Here is a 23399-nt window from a genome sequence, read left to right on the forward strand (position 1 = left end):
GCTACTTGAATTCAGCAAGCTAGTTGAATTCTGCACCGAAAAATCGAAGTGTAATGTTTTTTTGATCTCTCAAGATCTTCAAGGTGTGGTAAGAGACGCGCTTGACCAGCTTATCGATTTACGACTTGTTCACCCAGTAAAGTCTCGTGTCACTTTGAAAACAGGCGCCAAAGGCGCGCTATTCGAAGCCTACATGCTTGACTTAAGCCAATACTCAGCCGCACGTAAAGTTCATCAGTTTTCGATTGTTGACCTGAAAGGTAAGAATAAAGATGAGGAAATTCGGAAAGCATCTTTGATCTACAAAAAATAAACAGCACAAAACCAATAAAGCGCAAGCCATTCAAACCTTGCGCTTTATTGACACTAACGCCACCCAACCAATTATCTTAATTTTTAATTATTCTTTTTCGCTCACTCTCAGGCATCGCACCAGGATGAGCTTTTTCACCTCTTGATAGATCTAGATCATACAGGATAAATACTTTGGTGCACCTCTATACAACATCACCTGAAGGATTAATCAATTGACAATTGCTGACATTAAAGAAATTTCCACCCTCATCGCTGCCGCAGTCGCAGCAGGCGCGACGTTAATAGCGGTGCTACTCACCAGTTTATTCAACTTTAAAACCGCGAAACTTAACAATCAAACCCAAAACAGACAAAAGACAAAGGAACTAAAGCTTGAGCGAATAGAAGAACTTTATCTGCTATTTGACAAATGGCAGATAAAATTTCTCTAATGCTTACCTCTTCCACTATAGATGTTATAAAGGAAAACTAACATACAGCCAAGCCTTAGAAGGCATAACTAAACTAGACCTACTAGCACCAGGTGAATATCAAAAATACCAAATGATAATGACCGTTCACTTCCACTCTCTTCTAAAAGATTATGAGCGAATCGAAAAAGCACGACAATTGATTGCCCCATTCCTATCAGACCCTTTAGAAAGCGGGCTTAGCGCTCAAGACTTTGAAAAGTATCAAATAAATTTCGAGCAAGAATCTGAATTATTTAAAACAAAAGTAAGTGCACTGGCGCACAAAATTCTAGAGGATTGATCACACGCTTAAAAAGCGAATTAATAACTGTGGCAGAGCTATGAATTGACTCGCCAAAGCTGATCAAGCCGGGTCGTGAAGCTCTGACTCATCATCTCGCGTCGCATCCCCCAGTCAGGGCTTAAGGGCACACTTGCCGCTCGCAGTGTACCCTTCCCCCATCGACTATTGATCTCATCCATTACCGTCATTACCAGGGCAGCCTCAGCCGGCTGGGCAGCGACGAAGAGATCATCGGTGTACTCCCCACGCTGACAGAGCCCCATCAACAGCACCTCGCCCTTGCTGTACTTGAAGCCAGGTCGAAACACTCGATCGAGCGCTGCAACTGCCGCCTTTGTAAGTAAGCGCACATCATCCGTTGGGTACGGCAGATCAACGATCACCCCGCTTACGTACTTGGCTTCGTCAGGATTGAACATGCCGGTGCGTATGCTCACCCTCACCTTTTTGCACACCGAACCCTGGGCCCGCAGCTTCTCCGAGGCACGCATCATGTAGGTGGCCACCGCTTCCTTGATTGGCGGCAGCTCCTGCAGGCGCTTGCCGAACATCCGGCTGCAGCAGATCTCCTGCTTCGGGGGATCTAGCTCATCCAGCTCCAAGCAAGGGGTCCCGGCCAGCTCACGGGCGGTCTTCTCAACGATCACACTGAACTTCTTGCGCAGCATCCACGGATCGGCCTTGGCCAGGTCCATCGCGGACTTGATACCCATCCCTTCGAAATGAGCATTCATCCGCCGGCCAACGCCCCACACCTCGCTTACCGCCGTATTCCTGAGCACCCAGTCACGCTTGAACGGATCGCAGATGTTGACCACGCCACCGGTCTGCACCTGCAGGCGCTTGGCCGTGTGGTTGGCCAGCTTGGCCAGAGTCTTGGTGCCGGCGATGCCAACACCGACCGGTATGCCGGTGCAGCGCAGCACCTGGGCGCGGATGCGCCGGCCGAGCTGGTCCAGGTCGGCCATCCCCGTCAGATCGGCGAAGGCTTCGTCGATGCTGTACACCTCCACCGCCGGCACCATCGACTCGATCAGCGTCATGACCCGCTCACTCATGTCGCCATACAGCGCGTAGTTGGACGAGAACGCCACGATGCCCTGCTGCTTGAGCTTGTGCTTGATCTGGAAGTACGGCTCGCCCATCTTCACGAACGGCTTTGCATCGTAGCTGCGTGCAATCACGCAGCCGTCGTTGTTGCTCAGCACGACGATGGGGACCTTGGCCAAGTCCGGCCGGAAGACGCGCTCGCACGATGCATAGAACGAGTTGCAATCGACCAGGGCGAAGACGGGCGCGTTAGACATGGCTGCGCACGCTGCCGATGATCACGCCCCAGATTGACAGCTCGTCCCCTTCCAGCACGTAACGCGGCGGGTACTTGGGGTTCTCCGACAGCAGGATCACGTCCTTGCCACGAATGCACAGGCGCTTGCACACCGGGTCATTGTTCAACAGGGCCACGACGATGTGCCCGTGCACCGGCTCGAGCGAGCGATCGACTACAGCGAGGTCACCGTCGAAGATGCCGGCGCCCTGCATGCTCTCGCCGGTGATGGAGACCAGGTAGACGTGGGGCGCCCGGATGTTGAGCACCTCGTCCAGGGAGATGTGCGCCTCGATGTGATCGGCCGCAGGCGATGGGAACCCGGCCGGCACGTGGAACAGGCAGAGAGGCAGCTTCAGGCCGCCCTCGGCGATTGGGCCTATGATTGAATAGCTCATGACGCACGACTTCCGAAAATACTGTACGAACATACAGTTAACGTTCTGCGAGCCTTGCGGTCAATTTCTACTTAGGGGATTTCTGATAGGCGGGAGTCAAAATGTGCGGAAGATTGAGCCAGTACCACGCATCCACGACTTCGTGGACGCCCTGAGCATGCCCTACCCGCTGCTGAATAGCGTTGGCGACCAGCCGCTTGAACGCTACAACGTCGCGCCGACAACGCGCGTTGCAGTGCTACGGCTGGAAGATGAGAAGCTGCACGCGGATCTCGTGCGCTGGGGATGGCGGCCGCACTGGGCCAAGGATCGAGCGGCACCGATCAATGCCAGGGTAGAGAAGGTTGCGCACGGCCCCTTCTTTCGGGCGATCTGGCCTTATCGAGCCATTGTGCCGATCGACAACTGGTTTGAATGGGTGGATGAAGGTGGACCGAAGAAACAGCCGTACCTGATCAGGCGCAGCGACGGGCAACCTTCCCTGTGCGCTGGTATCGGTCAGTTCAGCACCGAACCCAACGAGCATGACGGGTTTGTCATCATCACTGCCGACAGCGCCGGCGGGATGGTGGACGTGCACGACCGGCGACCCATTGTCTTAGCACCAGAGTTGGCGATGGAATGGATTGCACCAGGCACTACCAAAGAGCATGCAGAGCAGATGGCGCTCAATTGGGGAGAGCCTGCCGAGGCTTTCGAGTGGTACCGCGTTGGCACTGCCGTGGGGAACGTGCGGAACCAGGGGCCTGAGCTTATGCAGCCCGCTCAGTGACGCGTGAGCGGCTGATGGCCCAGCGCATACAACTGATAGTCGCTCACGGCCTGAAAAGCCGACTCAGCCATCAAGCGTAGGTGCTCGACTTCTTCTGGCACCACACCTGCTTCTTGAGCCTGGTGATACTTGCGAAGTGCAGAGATTGCTTCACGCATCAAAGGCTCATCCGCCTCAACCATGCCCTGAACTGTTCGTTTCACAAATCCCCCCCTGACCGAGCCAAGGCATAAAAGCCTTCTGCAACCTGCGAGCGCCATCTGAAGTGAACGGCGGTACAAACTCAGAATAGCTGACCGAGCCCATCTGGCTGCCAGTTCATGATCACCAGTTCGCCGGTGACCTCCGTCTTGCCGTGCCGCTGGTTGGCCGTGGTGTAGCGGATATCCAGCGTTTCGAAGTGGAAGCCCTCGAACACACGTCGGATGTCCGGGTGGTCGTTGATGCTGACCATCACCTGCCCTTGCAACGCCGCATGAACGCGGCCATGCACTCGTACTCCTCGAACGGGAAGTCTACGCCGTAGCCGGCGGTCTGCCAGTACGGCGGGTCCATGTAGCGGAACGTGTGCGCGCGATCATAGCGCTCGGCGCAGTCTTGCCAGGACAGGTTTTCGACATACGTGCCGGCGAGACGCTGCCATGCTGCAGAGAGGTTCTCCTCGATGCGCAGCAGGTTGATGGCCGGGCCGGTCGTCGCGGTACCGAAGGTCTGCCCTGAGACCTTGCCACCGAAAGCATGTTGCTGCAGGTAGAAGAACCGGGCGGCGCGCTGGATGTCCGTCAGCGTTTCAGGCCGGGTCATCTTCTGCCACTCGAAGATCTGCCGCGAGCTGAGCGCCCATTTGAACTGGCGAACGAACTCCTCAAGGTGATTCTGCACCACCCGGTAGAGCGTCACCAGGTCGCCGTTCAGGTCGTTGAGCACCTCGACCGGTGCGGGCTGCGGGCGCATGAAGAACAGCGCGGCGCCACCCGCGAAGACTTCGACGTAGCATTCGTGCGGGGGAAAGAGCGGGATCAAGCGGTCGGCCAGGCGGCGTTTGCCGCCCATCCAGGGGATGATGGGAGAGGTCATTATTAGCAAGTCTTTTATGAAGGGAGTTTCAGTGGTAGGCTCGCCGCGCTTTGTGCACAGAGCAGGAGCCTTGGCTTGACTTGCAGGTCTAGACTGCGGGTTGAGTGGGTCAGGCGGATGTTGACGCATCCGCCCGGCCCGCTCCTTTTCAGTTCACCGTGTGATCTCGCGCACGTAGGCCTGACAGGCCTTCAGGGCAATCAGTCCTTGATCGCCGTCCTGGGTAATGCTGACAATTCTTCGAGCATGCGCTGGGTCAAGTTTGGCTCTCTGGCTTCCATGAACCACGCCTGCGGCGCCGGTGGTGGCTGACACCCCAAAGTCACGACCCTGGGCGGGGTTGGCGAGTAGGACTGACAGCCGCACATCAGCAGTAGCAAGGCGGTCGCGCAGGCGAGCCTGGGCCTGTTGTGCATCACGTAGCTCCTTGTAATGGGTTTCATCGATCGCCTGCAGGCGATCCTCCAGCGCCCGGCGCTCGGTCTGTTCAAACTCCAATCGATCGATCGCCACAGCCGCAGCAGTCTCGCGATCGGTAGCATGCGCAGCGGCTTGATCGGCGAGCTGTTTGTCGTAGCTGTTGGCCTGCCAGCCCCAGGTAAGCCAACTGCCCAAGCCAAAACCGAGCAGCGCTACAAGGACCAGCAGGCGCCAATCCATGGCTTTCACGGCAACACCTTTAGAGCACGCTCATACAGTGCCAGCCGGTCAGCAAAACCATTCAGGCCTCCATTGATGCGACGAGTGATTTTTTCGAAGTCGCCTTGGTCGGCTAGCGTGTTCAGCCCAGCTCGATGCCAGAACCAGGCAGCCGACATAGCCGCATACACCGGATGCTCGAGCATCTCTGGCGTCACAAGCAATCGGCTATCGCCGAACATGGCCTCGCTACAGTCGCGGTAGTTTGCCCGGCCGGTGATTTGAATCAGCCCCCTGCCCCGGTACTTCTGACCGTCGCCGTCTGCCTCGGGCGTGTTTCCCAACGCCTTGGCCAGCCTGCCGGTGTCGTACTTCGACAGGTACGCATCGCCGCCAAGCTCGCGCACGTAGCGCAGTTGGCCAGACTCGTGCCCGATCTGCGCGATGAACGCCGCGATGCGCAGGCGCGTGACCACGGCGTACTTGCCCATGGCCGCATTGAGTGGAGGAACAAAAACGCCGGCTTTCTGGCCGGCGTTGGGGAGGATCTGCAGCAGTTGCTGCGCTGTAATGGACATGCAGGTTTCTCCAGCAGTGGCCGCTCAGCGGCCGATGGGGTTACAGCTCCACCACTTTCACGGGCTTCGCTGCTTTCTTGGTCTTCTTGCCTTTGGCCTTGGCCTTGCCCTTCTTGCCGCCGTTGCACTCGACGGAGGTGGTCCACCCGGACTGGGTAAACGTCTGCTCGACCGACTCGACCAGGTACTCACCATCGAGGCCCGCCTTGAAGCCCTGGGCGTTGATCGTGACCTCAGCGAGCAGATCCGTGCGGCCGACCATTTCCAGCCGCACGCCCGCAGTGCTGCGGTTGAACGCTGCGAGCCGCGCCTTGGCGGCCTGCTGGGCGGCCGATTTGTTGGGGTAGATATGCCGGTCGGTATGCACGGGAGGCAGGCCGGGCGGGGCTTCATCGTTGCCCAGTTCGACCACCTGCAGCTTTCCGGTCTTCTTGTCCTGATGCTTGGTCTGCACCGCCTTCTGCGTGCCCTTGTCACCGAGGCGGAACTGGAAGCGACTCACGTCGGCGCGGCTGATCGTGACCACCCCCAGGGGCTTGCCGCTCGCGCTCTGACCTGCCTGGCGCGGAAGCACCAGCAGCTTGCCGTCGCCCACCTTGGCCGTGCAGTCGTACTGCTTGGCCAGGCGCGTGATGAAGTTGAAGTCGGATTCGTTGAGTTGGTCGACACGGGGCACCTTGGTCGTGACCGGGCACACCGGCTGCCAGCCGTTACGCGCAGCGATATCGCGCACGATCTGCTGCAGCGGGACGTTTTCCCAACTGCCGCTGCGCGTGGTCTTGCCCGTGCCGCGCATGTCGCTGGCCTTGCCGCGAATCTCGATAGAGTCCGGCGGGCCGCCGAACGCCACTTCATCGACCGTGTACCGCCCCAGGCGTGCCAGCGCCTGGCCCGCATAGCCCATGTACACCTCGATATGGGCACCGCGACTGGGTAGCGCCACTGCACTATCACGGTCATCGATGCGCAGTTCGAATTCGTCCGACTCCATGCCCGGCTTGTCCGACGTGCGCAAGGTGGTCAGTCGATCATTGATCAGCGCGGTGATGTCCTTGCCGTCCGCGACGATGCGAAACATCGGTTGCATGCCTGCCCTCCAGAAAAGAAAAACCCCGCGCACGGCGGGGTGTGGTTCGTTACGCGTAACGCAGCCGGGTCAATCCCAAAGCTGCACCACGGCCTCGGCCGGCGCCGGCAGCTCGGGCAAGCGGATCAGCACGCCCGCGCGAAACGGTTGAGGCTCATCGGCCAGGCCCTGATTGGCATCCAGAACGGCCTCGACGCTGCCGCTCAGGTGGCCGTAGTAGTGCTGGCACAGGGTGTCGAGCAGATCCCCGTCAGACGTTCTGCAGGTCGTTGCCATAGCTCACAAACTCCAGTGAAAAGCCTTGTTTGCGTGGGATGCCACCGGCGAGCAGGTTGCTCTGGTCTTCATCGATACTGGTCAAGCACCAGGTGCCCAGCACCTCGCCGTAGCCGGTGGTCAGGTTCAGCGGCTGCAACTGGCGGCCAATGCTGCGCAGCGCCTGCAACTGGCCGAGCCCGCCTCGGAACGTCGGAAAGATCGCGCCCTTGAGCGTGATCTTGTCGTCGCCCAGGCCCACCGCCTGCTGCGCAATGCTGCGCGTGAGGCGTTCCTGGCCAGCCCAGCGAAAACCCGTCTGCCGGCGCAGCTCGTCGAACGCGGCGGTGTCGAGGTTGAAGTAATACGGCTGCGCCTCCGGGCGCAGGGGCTGGATGATCAGCAGGTGCGGGAACGGCTTCACCGCCTCCGGCTCCGGTGTGGCATCCGGCGCCAGGGCCCCAGTCGGCAAGATATTGCCCAGCGAAGGGCTGACCTTGCCGGCCATGCGATTGATCGCCGCGCTGGCCTTGCTGGCCTGCTCCTTGAGCGTGCCGAGGCGCTCCTGCACCTGGGCGGCGGCGCTGACTGCCTGGCTGTACATCGCGGCGACCTGGCCAACCTTGGCCTGCGCCGCTGTAATGCCGCGCATCGTGCGCTGCAGTTTCGCGCCCAGGGCGGGCCCGACAAACGGGATGCCTTCCAGCTCCGACGCAGCCCCGCTGATATCGCTGATGGCGCCGTTGAGCGGCCCCAGCATATCGTCGGCACTACGCCGCCCAGCCTCCCCAGCGGCCACCAGCGACCGCATGCCCGATTGCAACTGATCCATGTAAGCCATGGGCCCTCCTTACGTGTGTGGCGTGTCGTAGAGCTGGCGAGCGGCAGCCTGCCGGCTCATCTCTTCGAACTGGCGGCGCATGTGCGGCTCCAGCTCGCGGGCAAGCTGGGCGGGATCTTTGACGTCGCCCTGCACCGTCACCGGCATGTGCGGCGCAAAGGTGAACGACTGCTCGACCTTCGGGGGCACGGCCTTGGGCGCCTCCGGCGGCTTGATCGCTGCTGCAGCCGCCGGCGCTGCTACGGCCATCGAGCGCACCACCTGCCCCATCGGCGGGCCTCCAGCGCCCTCCGATCCCGCCAGAATGCCGGTGGGCTTGACCCCGGCGCCCGGCTGAAACGCCTGGGCTTGCGCAGACAGTGACGGCACAGACGGCCCAGGCATCGCAGTCGGCAGCAAGGGGGACGGCTTGCCGGTCGCAACGGCTGGCTTTTCGTCCTCGCCGAACAATGCGAGCCCCAGGGCGCCGCCGCCGGCGGTACCGCCCATCGATCCGAGAATGCCGCCGATGATGCCGCCGACCGCCGTGCCGATACCGGGAACGATCGAACCCAGGGCGGCACCTGCTGCAGCACCGGCCAGGGTGCCCGCCAGGCCACCGGCGGCCTCGCCGTAGCCCTCGGCTTTCTCATTGCGCGTTTCCGCGTTCTGATACGTGTCGGCAACCTTCATGCCGGCGTCGACTACAGCGAGTACTGCCGTGCCTTTCATCACTGCGCCGGGCCCGATGCCGCCACCTTTGCCGCGTGCACCACCCCGCTTACCCTTCCCACCTTTTTTGCTGTTGCTGCCGCCGTCGCCCCCTCCTGCCGCGTCACCGGCGGCCGGTGCGTTGGTGACGAACACCCGCTGCACCAGCTTGGGATCGCCCATCATCGAACCCTTGGCGATGTTGGCAACACCCTTGGCAATCTTGAACGCACTGAATGCCGCCTTCGCTGCGATCAGCGCGGCACCGACCCCGGTGATACCGGCGACCACACCGGGGAAAGATTGCGTAAGGTCGGCGACCGCGTAGGTCATTGTCGCGAGCCCGTCGGCAACCCGGTCGGTAATCGGCCGGATGGCATCGCCAAGGCGGACCATCGACGTCTCCATTGCTGCCGTGGCGGTCGACCATTTTGCGTTCGAAGTCTCTCGCGCCCTGACCGCATCCTGCTCAATCTTGACTCGGCCGTCGGTCTCCTTGATCGAGGCCATATCGTCCTTGATCGAGCTGCCGTACTTGATCTGTGCCAGCAAGCCGGCGCTCGCGCTCTGATCGCTGACGATGCCGGCGAGGCCCGCCGACTCCAGCAGCGAGGCCATGGCCTGGGCTTCCTCGGCGCTGCCGTCCGCACTCTCCTGAATGCGCTTCTTGAGCGCTTCGACTTCCTTGGCTTTCGACGGATTCTGCCGCTTGAGCAACACGTCACTCAGCTTGATGAACGCATCGACCGGGTTGTCGGCCTTTCCGCTTTTGACAGCGCTGGCGATGGAGCCCGCCAGATCGATACCTTCTTTCGCAAAACGCTCCTGGCTCGTGCCACTGATCACCGCGTTGAGTAGGTTGTTCATGTTCGTCGCTGCAGCAGCAGAGTCCTGAGTCTGCTTGTACTGCGACTGCAGGCTGGCACCGAGGAAACGCACAGCCTCGGGGCCTTCCATGCCCAGTTTCTTGATCGTGCCCAGCAGGCTGGGCATGTAGCGCGCCATATCCTTTGGACCAAACGCGCCGATGTCACCAGCGGCCGCGACCTGCCCCAGCATCGCGCCCATGTCTTCTTTCTTGACCCCGGCTTCCTTGAACGCACTGAACAAGGTGGCAATGGTGTCGGCTTCCATGCCTTGGCCGTCGACCAGGTCGGCGATCAGTGGCGCATAGTCCACCGACTCTTCCCAGTCGATGCCCTTCTCGATCAGCCCGCCCACCGCACCGGCCAGCGCCTGCTGACTCATGCCGACCTTGGCCGCAACGTCGGCAATCTTGTCCGCCATCTGCTGCTCGCCGTTCTCACCGGCGACGTGGGCCCACAGCGCCATTTGCCGGATCTGCGCTTGATAGTCGCCTGAGATTTTCGTCGGGATCGCGAGCGAGGCCGAGAACTTGACCGCCGAACCCACGGTGCTTTTCAGGCCCTCGGCGCCTTCGCCGATCTGCTTGCGCCCCTTCATGCGCAAGTCCACGCCCTGGGCTACACGCCCGAGGGCCTGGTACTCAGACCGCAGCTTGTGCAACTGCACGCCCTGCTCTTTCAAGCTCTTGTAGTTGTTCTCCAGCCTTTGCAGCAGCTTGTCGGCCCCAGCCGCACCGCTCTGATGCGCCTTGTTCCACTCCTCGCGCAGGCGGATCGTTTCGCCGATTGTGCTCTGGAGCACCTTGGCGCGGTTGCCCTTCTCCTCCAACTGCTTGATACGGTTCTCAACTGCCTTGAACGACGAGCCCACCGTCGCACTGACAGCCCCGCCGATCACCAGCCCTAACGCAAACTTGCCTGCCATCTGCTGCCCCTGTACGTGCGCGAAGGGCTCAGTCCGTGAGCCACCAGACCATGTCGGCAAACGACATGGTCATGATCTCGGCGGCGGAAAAATTCAGCTCGCTGGCAAGCCGCCTGGCCGCCAGTTTCTGCAGCGCCGGGTCAAAGCTCGTCGTCGCGCACCAGGCGAAAATAGCCGGCCTGCAAGCGGGTGTAATCCTTCAGGGCCATACCCTCCAGATCCTGCACGCCAACCTCGGCGAGGCTGGCGAACAGGTTCAGTTCGCGCTGCTCTTCGTCGCCGGCGCCGGCCTGGGCGTTGCGGATGTCACGCACGGTCGGCGCGCGCAGGCTCAGGCGATCAACCTGCAGGCCATTGGCCTGGGCTGGAGCGGTCAGCGTTACGGTAACGCGGTCGGCTTGAAGGCTCATCCAGCTCGGGGTTTTCTTGATCATGCGGTGTACTCCTTGAAATTAAAGGCCCAGGGCCGAACGTTGGGCGGCGAGCTGGTCGACGCCATCGATGACGCGCTTCATGCCGAGCGGATCGATCTCGTAGATCAACCGACCTTCGACTTCCAGCTTGTAGTACGTGACCGCGACGTTGTGCTTGATCTCGGCCTTGTCACCGGCCTTCCAGTCGCCCATATCGACCTCTTTGAGTGCGCCGCGCAGGGTCACAATGACGGGGACAATCTTGCCCTTGAGGCCCTTGAAGGCCCCCCGGAACGTGCCGTTGAACCCGGTGCCATCGACCAGGCCAAAGAACTTCAGCGACTCGCGGCGAACGCCGGTCGTGGTAAAGCCGGCCTCCTGTTTCTCCATGCCCATGTCCATTTCGATGGGCGCATCCATGCCGCCAGCGCGGTGCTCTTCCATCTTCAGGGTGAGCTTGGGCAGGGTCAGGCTGGGCACATCGCCCTGGAAGCTGGTGCCGTCGACGAACAGGTTCATGTTCGCCAGGGTTTCGGGAATCATTGCTGGCATTGCGAGTGCTCCTTAAGCTGCGCCGTCGAGGACTTCGGTCAGCCACTGCTTGGTGACCTCGACGCGGAAGTTGGGGTTTTCGGCCGGGGGTACGTCGGTGAAGCGGATGTTCCAGTACACCTTGCCCTGCTCCAGCTGGCTGGCAGTGTTCAGTTCGGTATCCGCGAACACCTCGAAATTGATGATCGCGCCCTGGTTCTTGAGGTCGCGCATGAACGCCTGCAGGCCCTCGGTCACGTCCTTGACGTAGGTGGCGGTGATCGAACGGTCGACCGCCCATTTGTGCCCGTACAGGATCGCGTCCATCACGATATCCATGGTGCGCACGCGGGTGACGAACGCCCATTTCGGGTCGCTACTCAGGGTGCGGTTGCCCCACAGGCGGTAGCCGTCATCACGGATGATGGTGGTGATGTTGGCGTTGTTGAGCAGGTTGGCCCGGCAGGTCTCATCGCCGTCGAGAAACTCGATCGGGCGGGTCGTGCCGGTGATGCCGACGAACTCCTTGTTCGACGGCGAGGCCCAGAAGCCGTACTCGTTGTCGGTCCAGGCGAACAGGCCAGCGACCCAGGCCGAGGCCGGGCTGTCGATCGTGGCGCTGGTCACGGTGTCCCACTGCTGCACGCCGGGGTCGACCAGGAATGCACGCTTGGCGCCGTAGTTCTCGGCGTAGGCCAGCACCGCCTCATCGGTGGTGTTCGGGCCGTCGATGATGGCGATGCCGCGCAGCTTGTCGGCCAGGGCGACCAGCGCGGTACCGACCGGCATCGTCGCGCTGTGCCCGGGCGTCACCAGTAGCCGCGGCTGCGCGTTGAAGCGGCTTTTGCCATCGAGCAGCGCTTGCATGCCCGTCCGCTTGCCGTCGACCAGGACGCCGCCGATGATGGCCGAGGTCTGCTGCGCCGGATCAGCAACCTTGCCCACCCCGCACGCTACGATCACCGCCTTGGCACGCATGTAGATCGCCTTGCATGCGCGGGTGATTGCCGAGTCGGGGCCAAACGCGGCGACCGCCTCACGCTCGCTGGTAATCAGCACCAGGTCGTTCGCCTTCGCCGTAGCGGTCGGACCCTCAGTGAACGTGTCCACCAGGCCAATGATCGAGGACGACGGCAGTGCGATAGTGCGCGCACCGGTGTCGACGTTCGTTACGGTAACGCCGTGAAAGAAGCCGCTCATAAAATCTCCAGAAACGAAAAGGCCCCGCAATGCGAGGCGTGGGTGCAGCAGTAAAGAAAAAGCCCCGACAGCGCGGGGCTCTATGAGGTCAAGTCGGCCAACCAGGCCGGCGGTGCCGGTCGGTGTTCGACGGCAGGGAACGCCCCGGACTGTGGCCAGTCGCGCAGGGCCTGGCGGTACTGCAGCAGCTCGGCGAACTGCGAGGCCTGCAGCGTGGTGGTCAATTCCATGTCTTGCTCGTCGCGATGACGCCCCACCAGCCACTCAGTGGGATTGATCGCACTGTCGCGCCAAGCCCGCTCCAGGGCGGCCATGTCTTCACCGGGGGCCGGCTCAAAGCTGCCGTCAACATAACGATCACCGGGCGCCGCGCCATCGCAAGCCACCCACACAAGCGATGGATGGAATCGCCCAGCCGGATCAATGCCAGTGATTTCGACCACCGTGTCGTTTTCGATTCGTGCCCACATAGCCATCACCATTCGATTTTCCCAATGCCATCGGCACCCTTGCCCGAGCTAGACACAGCACCGCCACCGCCAGATCCAGGTGCTAACGCTGGGTTTGCACTATCAGCAGAAACCGAGCCGCCCCCCCCAGTACGACGCCCCCCCATCACCGCCGGCACGATTGAGCGGCGTGAAACCGGCAAGCAGGTTGCCACTCCGACCGCCGTCAATGTTGATGTCACCGCCGACGCCACTGCCGGGGGGGCCTCCCACACCGTTTGATAGCCCTCCACCCCCGCCGGTAGCTGAGAAAATATCGCCGAATGACGTTGTGCCACCATCGTATCCAGAACCATTACTTGTCGACCGGGAGAGGCCGCCCTCGGCAATTGTGAGCGTGACACTCGACAGTCCCGTAAGCGATACACGCTTGATGGCAGTACCGCCCGCACTACCACCTGCACCAGAGGCCGTTGATGATCGAGCACCACTACCGCCACCCCCGGTCAGCGTTACGCTGGGAATGCGCCGGCCTGCGCGTAGAACGGGCGGAACAGCGAACGCATACACACCCGGCGCGGCGTACGAAACCAACCCAGACTGGATGCTCGCCGGCAGTTGCGCCTGACCTACGCACCACCACTTACCTGCACCATCGGCACGTAAAGTCAGATAATCCCCGGCAAAAATCAGCTCAGTGGCAGGCATGCCATCAGCGGTGCCGGGTAGCACAATCTTTTCAGCACCGGATGCGGCGATGCTGAGCATGTTGGCGGTTACGTCTTTGCGGCTCAACGTCACCTCGACGCCGCGTAAGGTCGCGCTGGAACTCGGCAAAGTGACAGTCAGAGCGCCGACTGCAGCATCGACAATGACGTGCCCCAGTTGGTTGTCGGTCAGGACGGTGGACGCGGTAATCGGGGCGCCGCCCATGCGCAATGAACGCCGCAAGACAGAATCCAGCGATGAGCCCGTACTGCCGAGCTGAAAAGAGGTGCCATCGAAGCTCAGGTCGTACAGCGCACCCGCCCGAATATCGCCGCTTAGCAAATCCACCAGGGCGCCGTCTTCGGCCTTTTTCACTGCGACAGCGGCCAGGTCGTTGATCTTTACCGTGACCAAACCGGTGTTGCTCGCAACAGCCTTGAACTGGAAGCGCTGCCCTGCGGCGTAGGCCGCGAGCTTTGCTTCTGGGTGCTTGAGCGCCAGGGCCAGTGCGTTGGCTGTGCCAGAGGCATCGCCGAGCCAGGTCAAGGGCCCGACGTCGTTGGCTACCGCCGAGCGCAGCAAATACTGCGGATGCGGATTAGCCGCATCGGTGTGGATCTTGAGCTGATTTCGGGCATACAGCTCAGTCGCCTCCCGCGCCTTGTCCACGTACTCGCGGGTGGCCAACACCACGCTCGGGTCAATCTTGAGCGCCACGTTGCTGGAGCTGCTGACCACCAGGTTCATGCGCACCACCTGGGTACGGCCTGAGCCCTGGCTGAGCAGCGGTTTGTAGGTCGGTGCACAATTGGCCACCGCCACCAGATCGCCGTCGGCATCGTACAGGCCCACCTCGCGAATCCAGCGCCCACCGATCTCTGCAGGAATCACCTGCTCGGCCACGATGACCGCATTGTCCTTCTCGTCGACCTTGAGCTGGTTGAGCGGCGCCCGACGCCACTCGCCAAGCAGGCTGGTCCAGCTCGCATCGGGCATCGGTAGCGGCGGGTTGTCTACCCCAGCAGGGTTTGCATCACCTACCGCCATTTGCGTGATTTTCCACGGGATGCCCAAGGCATCCGCATTGGCCTGCTTCGCGGCGCCGACCTTGGTCAGGATCGCGTAAAACTGGGAAGTCTGATCAACCATTAGTAGATGTCCAGGTAGTCAATGGTGTGCTCACGCCCGCCACGCCCGATGGAGCCTGTGACCTCAATGTCACGCGGCGCAGGCGGGTAGATATCAAGCTCGTCACCGTCGTAGAGCGAGGCGCCCAGGTAAACGACGCCGGTGGTTTCCATGCTGATCGCGAGGCCGGTCATGTGCCGGCTGACCGGCCGGGCGTCGTCGATCAACCAGGTCAGCTCACGGTAGATTTCCTCGCTGATACCTTCGTCGGATACGCCGACCTTGAGTGCGAACGTGCCAGGTACGCCTTCGGGCACGGTCTGGAACCACTCGACCACCTCGATCAGGTAGCCGAACGGCTCGACCACGCGGCGTAGCGCGCCGATGGTGCCCTTGTGCGCATGGATGTAGAACGCGGATCGGATCACCGAGCGCTTGACCGCCTCGGACCACTTCTCATCCCAGCGGTCGACCGACCACGCCCAGGCCAACTGGTACAGAAGGTGCGCCGGGCAGGTGTCGGGGTTGTACAGCGTGCGCAGGGCAATCTGCAGTTCCTCGACGGATGCAGCCTCAACAGCCCGCTCCAGCGGCGTGCTGTTGAGCGGCAGGAGGCTTTGCATGTCAGCCTCCCCGCGTCAGTTCGAAGCTCGTGCACCAGGCCGCCTGGGCCTTGGACGGGCGAATATCCGTCCAGTCCAGCAACTCCACCCGCCCCACCCCGCTGATATGCAACTGCGCATCGACGGCCGAGCGCGAGACCTCCACGCCCAGGCGGCGCCGTGGGTTGATCCACGCTTGCAGGCGCCGTTGGCACTCGGCCAGGGTCGCCTCGTTTTCCGGCCCGGTACCGGCCAGGTACAACACGGCGTCGATCCGGTAAGGGATCACCTCGGCGCTGCGCACGTTCAGCCGATCCGCCACCGGCCGCACGTCGTCGTCATTCAAGTGCGCGGCGACCTCGGCCAGCAGTTCGGCGCTGGCCACCCCGTTGCCGTCCAGGCTCAGCACCGTCACGTCTACCACCGCCGGGGCCGGGCTCTCGGCCGAGGCGTCGGCCACAAGGCCCGAGGCGTTGCGAGCGTGCAAGATGTAGCTGTTGCGCGGGCCGGCGGTGGTCAGCCCTTCGTACACCAGCTGAACCCGCTCGCGCAGGGCGTCGTCTTCCTCCAGCACTTGGGCCACCGGCGGGACCGCAACCAGATCCTCGGCCTGCACCACCAGGCGTTTGAGCCGCACGTTGGCCGCGAGGTGATCGAGGTCGCCACCCTTGGCGAAGGCCAGCAACAACGCCTTGGCTGCGTCGTTGACCCGTGCCCGGTTACCCATCTTGCGGTACGCGCCGACCTCCAGCAGCTTGGTTACCGGGTCGCTCTCCAGCAGCGCATCCCAGTTGTCGCCCATGTGCAGCCGAAACGCCGCAAGGTCGTCTTGGAAAACAGCCTCAAAATCGAGGTCTTCCAGCACCTGCGGCGCGGGCAGCGCCGACAAATCCACGATACTCATGCCGTCACCTCCAGCAGTTGGCTGTCGCCCAGGTACTGCCCGGTCAATTGCAGGGTGATCTGGCCGCCCAGCACCGCGACCACACGCACGCGCTCAAGCTTCAGGCGAGGCTCCCAGCGGCTCAGCGAGCGAGCCACCTCGGCCTGCACCGCGCTTTTCCATCCGTCGTTGACCGGAAGATCGACGAAGCGGCGCAGCTTGCTGCCGTAGTCCGGGCGCATGCGCCGGCTGCCGAGCGGCGTGGTCAGGATGTCTTCGATGGACTGGCGCAGGTGCTCGATGCCCGACAGTGCCAGCCCGGTACGGCGATCCAGGCCGATCATGGGGGTCACTCCTGCTGCAGATCCGGATGGCCCTGCAGGTACTCCAGAGCAATCGTATCGCCAGGCCCGGCGATGACGCGGCTCTGCGTCACGGGCAATGAACGCCCATCCGGCAGGACAAGGTACGGGAGGTAAACACAGTGTCGCGAAACGCTGTCGCGCCTGCAGGCGCCTCAGGCTCGGTTTTCTTCGGTGTCGCCATGTCATTCTCCAGGTGTAAAAAAGCCCGCGCTGGGCGGGCTGGTCAGTGTTTGTGGTTGGGCGTGTTGCCACTCGTGTCGATGATCTTGCCGCCGCCATTGATGTCACCGGCTACGCGCAGGGCGCCATTGAGTTGCACATCACCGTTCAGGGTGATTGCCCCGGTAATCGTGACGCTGCCAGTCAGCACCGTGATCGCGTCGTCCATGACCACTACCGTACTGCCGCCGACCTTGGTGGTAACGCTGCCGCTGGGCAGGTCGATGGTGTAGGTCTTGGCCTGCCAGTCGTAGGCCAGCGAGCCGCCATCGTCGAAGCGCCACACCTCGACGTGATCGCGATTGTCCGGCTGTGCGCCGGCATTGCCATACAGGCCCGGCACGAACGTGCCCTGCGCCGGCTCACCGCTGGGGCTGATCAGCACGCCCTGCTCGCCCATGCTCGGCGCCCGCCAGTGCCGCGCCTTGCCTGCTGCCTGGCTGTGCCAGCGCACCCAGGCGCTGGTCCAGCCTGCACCGTCCGATACACGCACCATCGCGGCAGCAAGATCGACACCGACAACGCTGCAGGGCATGACCAGGCCAGCCAGCATCCGGTCATGCTGTGCGCTTGCGTAAGTCATTGCAGGCCCTCCGGTTCGACGCTTTCAGCATCAGGACCAACCTGGAACACCAGAGTACCGGGCGGCTGGTTGGGCCATGGCCATTCCTGTTCGCCCAGATGAATCTGCTGAGTCCATTCCACAACCCAGACGGCGTAACCGTCAAGCTCAGGGCGGGTCCAGTCCTGGGCCGCACGCACGAACTCCGCAAACTCAACATCCAGCCCCCACGACTGCATACGCAAAAGGCCGGTCATCTGCGCAGCGACAAACGCTGCCTGCTGCTGACAGTCCTCCTGCTCTGGCGCCACGATCACACGCGCCTCAAACCGCACCACCAAAGCCGTCTCGCCAGTGCCGCGATCCTTGCCCGGCTCAAACTCCACTACTTCGATCACGACTGCTGGCACGGGCAACTGCTGGAGCATATGGGGCATTGTGGCCACCAGTTCCAGGCCCGGTACCGCCGCACTGATGTGAGCTTCGATCGCGGCATATAACCTATCAAGGCTCAGCGCTTCATCACCCACGCGCACCTCCTTTCAGGTACTTCTGAATTTCAAAGTTGAGCTCCTGCTGCAGGACCTCCATCAACCGCTCATCAGCCCGCTGCACCCACTGTTCGAACAGTGGTCTCACGTCTTCCAGCGACACCTTGGCCTTGGCCAACGGGAAGCGGTTGTCATTCTCCGAAACCCAGCCCGTGCGAAAGCCACCGCCACCCGAAACATCGCTGTTCGGGTAGTCGGATGCCCTGAAGTGTTTGCTGCCGGTGCGAATCCAGATGTCGGCCTTGCTGCCATAGACCTTCTTGAAGAACGCCCCCTGATAGCGCCGCCCGGCCACCGACACCCCAGCCTGGCCCTGTCGAGCGCGACCGATACGGCTGGCCTCGATCGGGTTGATGCCAAACCAAAGCTTGCCGATGCCGTTGGCAGTTACAGGGAAGGCACGCAGCCGCTGCCGCACAGCGCGACGGCGATACGTTCCTTGCGGCTGACAGCCCTACCGATGTGCGTCACCAGCCAGCGCAAGGTCTTGTTGATTGCACGCCGCTGCGCGGCTGCGGCAGCTTTCGGGACGACTGCCGCAAATTCCTTGAACGCCTGCAGGTCAGTGGCAGAAGGCTGCAGGGTGATCATCCCGCCCCCGGCTGACTGCTTGGTGTAACTGCCGACGCTCACGGTTTGAGCCTCAGCACCAGGGCAACCAGACCATCACCGCCTGGCTCAATGCTGGCGATCGTGTAGATGCCCCCGCCGTCTTCCTTCGGCAAGTCGATCTCTACCCGCTGGCGACTCTCGACCCCGTCGTTGTCCTTCACACGGATAACCAGGTGCGGCTCGCGCAAGGCCGTGGTGATGCGGCCGAGCTTCGGCTGCAGCCACGGCGCAGAGAACATCCCCAGCACCTCGCGCCCCTCGATCAGAGCGCGATCACCCAAGACATCGAACACCGTGTCATCCACTTCGGCGATCAGGTCCCGGAAGGCCATGATCAGAGCGCCAGGCGGATAACGGCACGGGGACGGGTGCAGATGTGCAGGGGGTTGGACTGCGCCTCGCCATCGATCCCCTTGCCGAACGGCATTTCTTCGATCTTGCTGTAGTACGGCAGGCCCTCGGTATTGACGGTCTCGATGTAGTCCGCCGGTGCGTAGATCGAGAGGAACAGATCCGAGACGCCCTCGGGTACCAGGCGGGCCTCGTCGTCGGCCACATAGGCGTTGCCGCCAACTTTGCCGCGGTAACGCTCCCAGCTGATACCACCGAAGTCAAACGACTCGCGCCGTCACCGCGCAGCGATGCGGCCTGCTGGCTGCCCTTGTAGGTCTCGACCACCGACTTGTGGGCGATCAGCTTCTTCCAGAACGTCTTGCCGCAGAACGCACGGGCGCCGGTGGTGGTGACGTTGCCGAGGGCATCCTCCTGCATGTCCAGCGCGTCCACGCACTGGGCCTGAATGTTCGCATCCTGGTTGTTCAGCCCCATCGGCAATGACTGCTGCTGTACGCCGAACACCTTGTAGATGTCCAGCAGCACCGACGCACCGTCGGCATCGAGCACCTTGCCGTTGAGCGCCCCCATACGGTGGAACTCGTGGGTGGCGTCCAACTGGCTGCGAGCCTTGCTCAGTCGCTTGTTCACCACGGCCTGAACGGCCTGCAACTCGGTCAGAGCACCGAACGCACGAATGCCCTGGATCTCATCAGCCTTGATAGCGAAGCGCTGCGGCAAGTGGATGGTGTTGAACGGAATCAGCTGACGCTTGCTGCCGCCCACCACCAGGCCGGAGGTGCCGCGCTCGCCCGCGGGTACCAGCGCGAGGGTATCGCCGTCCTTTTCGAGCTGGACGGTCAGGGTGGGAACGCCCTCTTCACGGAACAGCCCGAGAGCCGCCAGGCGGCCCGGCACGTATTCCTGCTCGTTGATGGCCGCCGTCAGAGCTGCAACGCTGAAGGCATCGTCTTGAAAAATGGCAATCTCAGCCATGGGGTACTCCAGAAAGTAAGAACCCCGCACAGGCGGGGTTGGGAGATAGAAAGGGCCAGGTCAACGCAAGATGATGAAATGCGCCGCCAGCGCCTTTTCGGCATCGACATCGACGCCCGTCAGCAGCGCCTCGGCGACCTCAGCCAGCCGCACAACAGCGCGCCCCCGGCGAGAGGTGTCCGATTCACCGAGCGGGGCAAAGAGGATGCAGACGCGTTTTCGGTTCCGTCTTCAGCTCCAGGGTCGTAGGGAGCGAACTCGCCGCTAGCCGTGACCAGGCCGAGCACCTGACCAGCGACCAGAGCCGGGCCAGCTGCGAGGCTGATGGCTTCGCGGGAGATCTTCCCTACGCCCTCGGAAAGCAGGAACTCACCGGCGTGGACCGGTTCGTGTTGGATGTTGCTCATGGTCGTGCTCCTTTGTTGGCGGCCTGCCGGCGGGCAGCCCAAATGCTGGATGGATTGGGGAGTTGCGCCTTGATCGGCGGTTGCTCATCGTCAGCAGGCGGTAAGGCGTTGTTGATCTCGAAGCCCTTACCGGAGCTGACAATCTTCTCGAACAGCCGCGCCCGTACTGCGTCAGCGGCCAGGCCGGCAGCGACATACTCTTTGGTCAGCTCGGGCAACCGCGCGGCGACACAGAGATCACGTACACCCTTGGCATTCTTCAGCGCAGCCTGCACCGTGGCCGCGTCAGTCAGCTTGGTAGAAGCGATCAGCGTTTCAGCCAGGTTGCCGATACCAGCCTTGGCACAGTCCTGGGTGATCATCAGCGCCAGCGCCGTGGAGTCAGCGACGTCAGGCTTGGTCGGCGCAGGCGGCTTTGCCGGATCATCTGCCGGCGGCTTGCTGGACAACTGGTCGAGCAACGCCTGCGGGGTTTTCTGGTACCGGGCCATGGCCGCGCCATTGCCCAGGCAGGCCCGAACCTGCACGCCACTGCCAATCTCATCGACCAGCCCGAGGTCGAGGGCCTCTTGAGCGGTGAGCCAACTCTCATCGTTGACCAGGCGCCGCAGCTCGACTTCATCAATTTCAGGCGACTTGGCCTTATAAGCCGCGATGATCACCTCGAACGCCTGGTCGAGCACATCAGCCACCCGGCGCAGATCTTCGGCGTCACCTTCGATCCAAGTGTAGGGGTTGTGAATCATGAAGATCGCGTTCGACGCCATCACCACTCGGTGAGCGCCGCACACCGCAACACTACCTGCGCTGGCCGCCAAGGCATCGATCCGCGCGGTACAGCGCTCGCCCAGGCGGGCCAACGCGTTGTGGATGGCCACCCCCTCAAACAGGTCGCCGCCGTTGGTGTTGAAAGCCACGTGCACCGGAGAGACACCGTCATCGATCGCCTTCAGATCGCGGAGGAACTGGTTGGCGGTGATGCCCCAGCCACCGATCTCGCCATAGATGTAGATCTCGATCGGCGTTGGCTCGGCGTCCGCAGCACCTTCGGCCTTGGTCGCGGCGCTGATGCGGTACCAGTGCTGCTCGTTTTCCGACTGCGGCGTGGGCGCCTTGTTGAAGATACGGATCGGTTTCAAGGGGTTCATGGTTTCTCCTTCTCGTCGGGATCGTCGTCGACCGCCGACAACGTGCTGTACTTGATACCCAAAGCCTGCGCCCGGGCGAGATCGGTGGCGTTCTCTTCATCCACCACCTCTGCATCGGTACCGTTGCGCAGGCAGGTCTCGCTGCGCGTGGTGAAACCGGCAGCGATTTCCATCTGCCGAGATTGGACGTCTTGAACGGGGTGGATGTAGGCCCAGCCTTGTGGCACCCATCGGGTGCGCTGGTATTCGCGGCGCCGCTGCGAGTAGTCCGGCAGGTCGACCGCGCCAGCCAGCACGGCCATGTCCAACCAAGCTTGGCGCACGGGGCGGCACATCTGGTGGACGTAAACCTGGAACTGAAGCTGCTCCAGCCGGCGCCGGAATTCGGTCAGCACCACGCGGATCGCGCGGTCGTTCACGCCTTGCATGTCGCCGGTCATCAGCTCATACGGCAAGCCGGTGCCAGCTGCGGCCGCCATCAGTTGCTGCCGCATAAAGTCGCGGTAGTTGTTGCCGGCATCTGGTGGGTCGGAGAATTCGATCTCCTCCCCTGCCCCAAGCTCCTGCACGGTGCCAGGCTCCAGACCAACCATGGGGGTGAATCCATCCCGGTCTAGGCTGACGGGCGCCCCAGTGAGCAGATCGATTTGCGGCGGTCCCTCTGGTGCAGGCTTGCGAACGAAGCCAGCGAACAGGTTGGCCACTTCCTGCCGGAACAGGACCGCATCGTCGAAGTTGTCCAGGCTGCGCAGGCGCTTCAGGACCGGTGCCAGACGTGGCACACCGCGCAACTGACCCGGCTCCAACGGTTCGAAGATGTGCAGCATCTGCTCGGCCGGAACGCGCACCAACTGGTTGTAGCCGACATTCAGCGAGGACTTGTCGCTGGGGTGAACGCGATAACACCAGTACGCCACACGCCGGCCCATGCCGTTGAACTCGATCCCAGCGCGGATGACGTTGCCGAATCGGGTCACCTCAAACTTGTCGTGGGGAACAAACTCCGGTGCCAGGCACTGCAGCTGCAGCGGCACCGCATAGCCATCCTCTGGCCTGCGCGGGCGCAGACGGATGAAGCATTCGCCCGATTGTTCCACCGTGCGCGCCACCAGGGCCTGCAGTCCGTAGAAGTCGGTGAGCTGATCGGCGTCAGCTTCATCGACCCAGTCCTCCCACAACACCTGCATCGCCTTGCGTATCTCTTTGTCGGCGAGCTGCGGATGCGGCGTGATGCCGGTGCCGATCAGGTTGCTGACGCGCTTGTCGATGACGTTTGCCGCGTACGGGTCATTGCGCACGGCGCTGCGGGAGCGGGAACGCAAGTTACGCAAGGCTGGCATGATCAGGCTGTTCACGCCGGTGTCCGGCGCATCCCACCCTGATGAGCGCCGTCCCTCGGCGGCGCCTTCGTAGCTGGCTTTGATCCGTTCGGGCACCAGGATGCCCGAGCCGAGGGACATATAACGTCCGCTCACAGTCCCTTGCCCCCGTGATAGAGGCGAGTAACACGCGAGCGCGGCCCGGCCGCCCTCACCAGTTCAGACTGGATCAGGTTGCGCGCCTGGATGAGTTCGTCGACCGTTCGATACTCGACGGTACGGTCCGAGTACCGAACGATCTTTTCACCGCGCGCGATCGCACGCTCGACGGTGGCGAGGTCTGCTTTTGTGTAAGCCATGTCAGCGTCTCTTCAGGTAACCGCTGGTGGAGCTGCGGCGTTGCATGGGGTGGGGGGCGGGCCCGCGGGGCCGGCCGTGGTGGCGGTG

Annotated in this window: 26 protein-coding genes and 5 pseudogenes; 4 read left to right on the top strand and 27 right to left on the bottom strand. The window is 62.2% G+C overall.

The annotated features are described in order from the left end of the window. From G3436_RS06115 to G3436_RS06125, 3 genes are all read left to right on the top strand, one after another. On the top strand, nucleotides 1–313 hold a 313-nt coding region (locus tag G3436_RS06115; protein ID WP_163942473.1), incomplete at its 5' end, for a hypothetical protein. A gap of 214 nt (nucleotides 314–527) precedes the next feature. Continuing rightward, nucleotides 528–746, top strand: coding sequence for a hypothetical protein (locus G3436_RS06120; RefSeq protein WP_163942476.1), 219 nt, complete (start codon nucleotides 528–530; stop codon nucleotides 744–746). A 118-nt stretch (nucleotides 747–864) separates the two neighbouring features. After that, a complete protein-coding gene (locus G3436_RS06125) occupies nucleotides 865–1068 on the top strand; it encodes a hypothetical protein (RefSeq protein ID WP_163942478.1) in 204 nt (67 codons plus the stop codon). Nucleotides 1069–1106: 38 nt separating this feature from the next. Here the strand turns inward: G3436_RS06125 and umuC are convergent, their stop codons facing one another. Then, complete coding sequence (gene umuC, locus G3436_RS06130) at nucleotides 1107–2378, bottom strand: translesion error-prone DNA polymerase V subunit UmuC (RefSeq protein ID WP_163942493.1); 1272 nt, start codon at nucleotides 2376–2378, stop codon at nucleotides 1107–1109. Next, nucleotides 2371–2796 carry a LexA family protein gene (locus G3436_RS06135; RefSeq protein WP_116054079.1) on the bottom strand — a complete coding sequence of 142 codons (426 nt, stop codon included), beginning with the start codon at nucleotides 2794–2796 and terminating at the stop codon, nucleotides 2371–2373. The genes umuC and G3436_RS06135 overlap by 8 nt, the downstream gene beginning before the upstream one ends. A 101-nt stretch (nucleotides 2797–2897) precedes the next feature. On the opposite strand from G3436_RS06135, the pseudogene G3436_RS06140 reads away from it, so the two are divergent. After that, nucleotides 2898–3568 (top strand): annotated as a pseudogene (locus G3436_RS06140) (SOS response-associated peptidase). Here the strand turns inward: G3436_RS06140 and G3436_RS06145 are convergent. The 25 genes and pseudogenes from G3436_RS06145 to G3436_RS06265 form a co-directional block, all read right to left on the bottom strand. After that, nucleotides 3562–3771, bottom strand: a complete 210-nt coding sequence (locus tag G3436_RS06145) for a hypothetical protein (protein ID WP_420801182.1) — start codon at nucleotides 3769–3771, stop codon at nucleotides 3562–3564. The pseudogene G3436_RS06140 and the gene G3436_RS06145 sit on opposite strands and share 7 nt — an antisense overlap. 80 nt (nucleotides 3772–3851) lie before the next feature. After that, nucleotides 3852–4645: pseudogene (locus G3436_RS06150) on the bottom strand (DNA adenine methylase). Nucleotides 4646–4798: 153 nt separating this feature from the next. After that, entirely contained in the window at nucleotides 4799–5314 is a 516-nt protein-coding gene (locus tag G3436_RS06155; RefSeq protein ID WP_163942498.1) for a lysis system i-spanin subunit Rz, read from the bottom strand. Beyond that, nucleotides 5311–5862, bottom strand: a complete 552-nt coding sequence (locus G3436_RS06160) for a glycoside hydrolase family 19 protein (RefSeq protein WP_163942501.1) — start codon at nucleotides 5860–5862, stop codon at nucleotides 5311–5313. The genes G3436_RS06155 and G3436_RS06160 overlap by 4 nt, the downstream gene beginning before the upstream one ends. Before the next feature lie 40 nt (nucleotides 5863–5902). After that, nucleotides 5903–6949: a phage late control D family protein gene (locus G3436_RS06165; RefSeq protein ID WP_163942504.1), complete on the bottom strand. Its 1047-nt coding sequence runs from the start codon at nucleotides 6947–6949 to the stop codon at nucleotides 5903–5905. 69 nt (nucleotides 6950–7018) lie between these two features. Next, nucleotides 7019–7225 (bottom strand): tail protein X, encoded by a 207-nt coding sequence (locus G3436_RS06170; protein ID WP_163942507.1) that lies wholly within the window; start codon nucleotides 7223–7225, stop codon nucleotides 7019–7021. Then, entirely contained in the window at nucleotides 7200–8045 is an 846-nt protein-coding gene (locus tag G3436_RS06175; RefSeq protein ID WP_163942510.1) for a phage tail protein, read from the bottom strand. Before G3436_RS06175 ends, G3436_RS06170 begins: the two co-directional genes overlap by 26 nt. A gap of 9 nt (nucleotides 8046–8054) precedes the next feature. Next, the gene (locus tag G3436_RS06180; protein ID WP_163942513.1) at nucleotides 8055–10526 is read right to left on the bottom strand and encodes a phage tail tape measure protein; all 2472 of its coding nucleotides are present in this window, start codon (nucleotides 10524–10526) and stop codon (nucleotides 8055–8057) included. 140 nt (nucleotides 10527–10666) lie between these two features. After that, a complete protein-coding gene (locus tag G3436_RS06185; protein ID WP_163942517.1) occupies nucleotides 10667–10960 on the bottom strand; it encodes a phage tail assembly protein in 294 nt (97 codons plus the stop codon). An 18-nt stretch (nucleotides 10961–10978) separates the two neighbouring features. Further along, the gene (locus tag G3436_RS06190) at nucleotides 10979–11482 is read right to left on the bottom strand and encodes a phage major tail tube protein (protein ID WP_178116338.1); all 504 of its coding nucleotides are present in this window, start codon (nucleotides 11480–11482) and stop codon (nucleotides 10979–10981) included. Nucleotides 11483–11503: 21 nt separating this feature from the next. After that, entirely contained in the window at nucleotides 11504–12670 is a 1167-nt protein-coding gene (locus G3436_RS06195; RefSeq protein ID WP_163942523.1) for a phage tail sheath subtilisin-like domain-containing protein, read from the bottom strand. Between the two features lie 80 nt (nucleotides 12671–12750). Continuing rightward, nucleotides 12751–13140: a phage tail assembly chaperone gene (locus G3436_RS06200; protein ID WP_243667032.1), complete on the bottom strand. Its 390-nt coding sequence runs from the start codon at nucleotides 13138–13140 to the stop codon at nucleotides 12751–12753. 102 nt (nucleotides 13141–13242) lie between these two features. Beyond that, nucleotides 13243–14976, bottom strand: a complete 1734-nt coding sequence (locus tag G3436_RS06205) for a phage tail protein (protein ID WP_163942529.1) — start codon at nucleotides 14974–14976, stop codon at nucleotides 13243–13245. After that, nucleotides 14976–15578 carry a phage tail protein I gene (locus tag G3436_RS06210; protein WP_163942532.1) on the bottom strand — a complete coding sequence of 201 codons (603 nt, stop codon included), beginning with the start codon at nucleotides 15576–15578 and terminating at the stop codon, nucleotides 14976–14978. The genes G3436_RS06205 and G3436_RS06210 overlap by 1 nt, the downstream gene beginning before the upstream one ends. A gap of 1 nt (nucleotide 15579) precedes the next feature. Continuing rightward, nucleotides 15580–16461 (bottom strand): baseplate assembly protein, encoded by an 882-nt coding sequence (locus tag G3436_RS06215; protein WP_163942535.1) that lies wholly within the window; start codon nucleotides 16459–16461, stop codon nucleotides 15580–15582. Next, a complete protein-coding gene (locus tag G3436_RS06220; protein ID WP_104572410.1) occupies nucleotides 16458–16784 on the bottom strand; it encodes a GPW/gp25 family protein in 327 nt (108 codons plus the stop codon). Before G3436_RS06220 ends, G3436_RS06215 begins: the two co-directional genes overlap by 4 nt. Before the next feature lie 244 nt (nucleotides 16785–17028). Continuing rightward, complete coding sequence (locus G3436_RS06225) at nucleotides 17029–17607, bottom strand: phage baseplate assembly protein V (RefSeq protein WP_163942538.1); 579 nt, start codon at nucleotides 17605–17607, stop codon at nucleotides 17029–17031. Continuing rightward, the gene (locus G3436_RS06230; protein WP_163942541.1) at nucleotides 17604–18116 is read right to left on the bottom strand and encodes a hypothetical protein; all 513 of its coding nucleotides are present in this window, start codon (nucleotides 18114–18116) and stop codon (nucleotides 17604–17606) included. The genes G3436_RS06225 and G3436_RS06230 overlap by 4 nt, the downstream gene beginning before the upstream one ends. Then, nucleotides 18109–18770, bottom strand: a pseudogene (locus G3436_RS06235) (hypothetical protein). The gene G3436_RS06230 and the pseudogene G3436_RS06235 overlap by 8 nt, the downstream one beginning before the upstream one ends. Then, nucleotides 18767–19081: a head-tail joining protein gene (locus tag G3436_RS06240; RefSeq protein WP_163942544.1), complete on the bottom strand. Its 315-nt coding sequence runs from the start codon at nucleotides 19079–19081 to the stop codon at nucleotides 18767–18769. Before G3436_RS06240 ends, G3436_RS06235 begins: the two are co-directional and overlap by 4 nt. 2 nt (nucleotides 19082–19083) lie before the next feature. After that, a pseudogene (locus G3436_RS06245) lies at nucleotides 19084–20078 on the bottom strand (major capsid protein). Between the two features lie 60 nt (nucleotides 20079–20138). Then, a pseudogene (locus G3436_RS06250) lies at nucleotides 20139–20485 on the bottom strand (head decoration protein). Next, the gene (locus G3436_RS06255) at nucleotides 20482–21633 is read right to left on the bottom strand and encodes a head maturation protease, ClpP-related (RefSeq protein ID WP_163942547.1); all 1152 of its coding nucleotides are present in this window, start codon (nucleotides 21631–21633) and stop codon (nucleotides 20482–20484) included. The pseudogene G3436_RS06250 and the gene G3436_RS06255 overlap by 4 nt, the downstream one beginning before the upstream one ends. Continuing rightward, complete coding sequence (locus G3436_RS06260) at nucleotides 21630–23093, bottom strand: phage portal protein (protein ID WP_163942550.1); 1464 nt, start codon at nucleotides 23091–23093, stop codon at nucleotides 21630–21632. Before G3436_RS06260 ends, G3436_RS06255 begins: the two co-directional genes overlap by 4 nt. A gap of 11 nt (nucleotides 23094–23104) precedes the next feature. After that, nucleotides 23105–23311 (bottom strand): phage head-tail joining protein, encoded by a 207-nt coding sequence (locus G3436_RS06265; protein WP_163942553.1) that lies wholly within the window; start codon nucleotides 23309–23311, stop codon nucleotides 23105–23107. Between the last annotated feature and the right edge of the window lie 88 nt (nucleotides 23312–23399).

Origin of the sequence: Pseudomonas brassicae (genome assembly GCF_010671725.1) — a bacterium.
GTDB lineage: Bacteria > Pseudomonadota > Gammaproteobacteria > Pseudomonadales > Pseudomonadaceae > Aquipseudomonas > Aquipseudomonas brassicae.